This is a genomic window from Rothia sp. HMSC067H10 (assembly GCF_001810635.1).
GTDB lineage: Bacteria > Actinomycetota > Actinomycetes > Actinomycetales > Micrococcaceae > Rothia > Rothia dentocariosa.
On record NZ_KV802280.1, the window covers coordinates 1 to 2,982 of the forward strand.

Sequence of the window (2,982 nt, forward strand, 5' to 3'; positions counted from 1 at the left end):
TTTTTTTTTGTTGTTTGTTTTGTTTCACGGTGTTGTGTATACGTCATCATTATTTTTTGTGTTGTTCGGGTGCGTTCTTGGGTTTTCGGGTTGCACGCTAGGTGTGGTCTGAGTTTGTGACTGGCTGGTGCTGGTGCTGGGTTTGTTCTTGGTGTTGGTGTTGGTGTGGTTTGTTGTTTGAGAACTATATAGTGGACGCGAGCATCTTCTGGGAACTGCACGGTTGTGTGGTTTCTTGATTCTTCTTTTTCTTGATTGTGTGTAAGTTGTTAAGGGCACACGGTGGATGCCTTGGCATCAGGAGCCGATGAAGGACGTGTGAATCTGCGATAAGCCTCGGGGAGCCGATAACTGGGCGTGGATCCGAGGATTTCCGAATGGGGAAACCTCGCTCATCGTTTTGGTGGGTGACCGCTGGTTGAATGTATAGGCCAGTTGGGGGGAACGCGGGGAAGTGAAACATCTCAGTACCCGCAGGAAGAGAAAATAATAATGATTCTGTTAGTAGTGGCGAGCGAACGCGGATGAGGCTAAACCTGTGGTGTGTGATAGCGGTTAGGTGTTGCATCATGGGTGTTGTGGGAGTTGTTGTGGTGGTTCTAACTGGTCACCGGCGTAGTGCATGATGGTAGGCGAACTGGCTTGGAATGGTCGACCGTAGTGGGTGAGAGTCCCGTAGTTGAAAGTGTTGTGTGTGCGTTGACAATGTCCCGAGTAGCACGGGGCTCGTGGAATCTCGTGTGAATCTGCCAGGACCACCTGGTAAGTCTAAATACTTCCTGATGACCGATAGTGGATCAGTACCGTGAGGGAATGGTGAAAAGTACCCCGGGAGGGGAGTGAAATAGTACCTGAAACCGTGTGCTTACAAGCCGTTATAGCCCCCCTTTTTGTGTGGGGTGGTGGCGTGCCTTTTGAAGAATGAGCCTGCGAGTTAGTGTTTTGTCGCGAGGTTAACCCGTGTGGGGTAGTCGTAGCGAAAGCGAGTCTGAATAGGGCGTTGTAGTGGCAGGATCTAGACCCGAAGCGGAGTGATCTATCCATGGCCAGGTTGAAGCACGTGTAAGAGCGTGTGGAGGACCGAACCCACCTAGGTTGAAAACTGGGGGGATGAGCTGTGGATAGGGGTGAAAGGCCAATCAAACTCTGTGATAGCTGGTTCTCCCCGAAATGCATTTAGGTGCAGCGTTACATGTTTCTTGCTGGAGGTAGAGCTACTGGATAGCCGATGGGCCCGTGAGGGTTACTGACGTTAGCTAAACTCCGAATGCCGGTAAGTGAGAGTGTAGCAGTGAGACAGTGGGGGATAAGCTTCATTGTCGAGAGGGAAACAGCCCAGACCATCAACTAAGGCCCCTAAGCGTGTGCTAAGTGGGAAAGGATGTGGAGTTGCTGAGACAACCAGGAGGTTGGCTTAGAAGCAGCCATCCTTGAAAGAGTGCGTAATAGCTCACTGGTCAAGTGATTCTGCGCCGATAATGTAGCGGGGCTCAAGTACACCGCCGAAGTTGTGGCAATCAGCTTTTTGTGGCTGGTTGGGTAGGGGAGCGTCCTGCACGAGGTGAAGCTGCCACGGGAGTGTGTGGTGGATTGTGTGGGAGTGAGAATGCAGGCATGAGTAGCGAATCACGGGTGAGAAACCCGTGCGCCGGATGATCAAGGGTTCCAGGGTCAAGTTAATCTGCCCTGGGTTAGTCGGGGCCTAAGGCGAGGCCGACAGGCGTAGTCGATGGAGAACGGGTTGATATTCCCGTACCAGTGAAGGACCGTCCATACTGATATTGTGATGCTAACCATGCCGATCATGGTGTCATGAAGTTTTTCTTTGTGGTGTTGTGGGGTGTGTGGGACCCAAGCTTTGGAGGTAAGCGTGTTAACAGGTGTGACGCAGGAAGGTAGCCAAGCCACGCGGTGGTTGTCGTGGTCTAAGCGTGTAGGATGACTGGTTGTTAAATGCGCCGGTTGTGTGTCTGAGACGTGATGGGACCCCTTGTTTGTGGGGGATTTGGTGATCCTATGCTGCCGAGAAAAGCATCGGCGTGAGGTTTTAGCTGCCCGTACCCGAAACCGACACAGGTGATCAGGTAGAGAATACTAAGGCGATCGAGAGAATCATGGTTAAGGAACTCGGCAAAATGCCCCCGTAACTTCGGGAGAAGGGGGGCCCTGAGCGTGATCTGCCCGTGCGGTGGGGAGCGTGTAGGGGTCGCAGAGACCAGGGGGAAGCGACTGTTTATCAAAAACACAGGTCCGTGCGAAGTCGTAAGACGAGGTATACGGACTGACTCCTGCCCGGTGCTGGAAGGTTAAGAGGATTGGTTAGCCCTGTGTGGGCGAAGCTGAGAATTTAAGCCCCAGTAAACGGCGGTGGTAACTATAACCATCCTAAGGTAGCGAAATTCCTTGTCGGGTAAGTTCCGACCTGCACGAATGGAGTAACGACTTCCCTACTGTCTCAACCATGAACTCGGTGAAATTGCAGTACGAGTAAAGATGCTCGTTTCGCGCAGCAGGACGGAAAGACCCCGTGACCTTTACTATAGTTTGGTATTGGTGTTTGGGTTGGCTTGTGTAGGATAGGTGGGAGACTGTGAAGCTGTCACGCTAGTGGTGGTGGAGTCGTTGTTGAAATACCACTCTGGTCAATCTGGATGTCTAACTTCGGGCCATGATCTGGTTCAGGGACAGTGCCTGATGGGTAGTTTAACTGGGGCGGTTGCCTCCTAAAGTGTAACGGAGGCGCCCAAAGGTTCCCTCAGCCTGGTTGGCAATCAGGTGTTGAGTGTAAGTGCACAAGGGAGCTTGACTGTGAGAGTGGCGACTCGAGCAGGGACGAAAGTCGGGACTAGTGATCCGGCAGTGGCTTGTGGAAGCGCTGTCGCTCAACGGATAAAAGGTACCTCGGGGATAACAGGCTGATCTTGCCCAAGAGTCCATATCGACGGCATGGTTTGGCACCTCGATGTCGGCTCGTCGCATCCT

1 protein-coding gene and 1 rRNA gene are annotated in these 2,982 nt (G+C 52.4%); one reads left to right on the plus strand and one right to left on the minus strand.

Annotated features, from left to right (window positions below; all coding sequences use genetic code 11):
* A partial coding sequence (locus HMPREF2756_RS11305; protein ID WP_210393499.1) for a hypothetical protein occupies positions 1–221 on the minus strand: 221 nt, incomplete at its 3' end.
* 38 nt (positions 222–259) lie between these two features.
* Between HMPREF2756_RS11305 and HMPREF2756_RS02145 the strand changes: the two genes are divergently transcribed.
* A 23S ribosomal RNA gene (locus HMPREF2756_RS02145) occupies positions 260–2,982 on the plus strand; the annotation flags it as partial.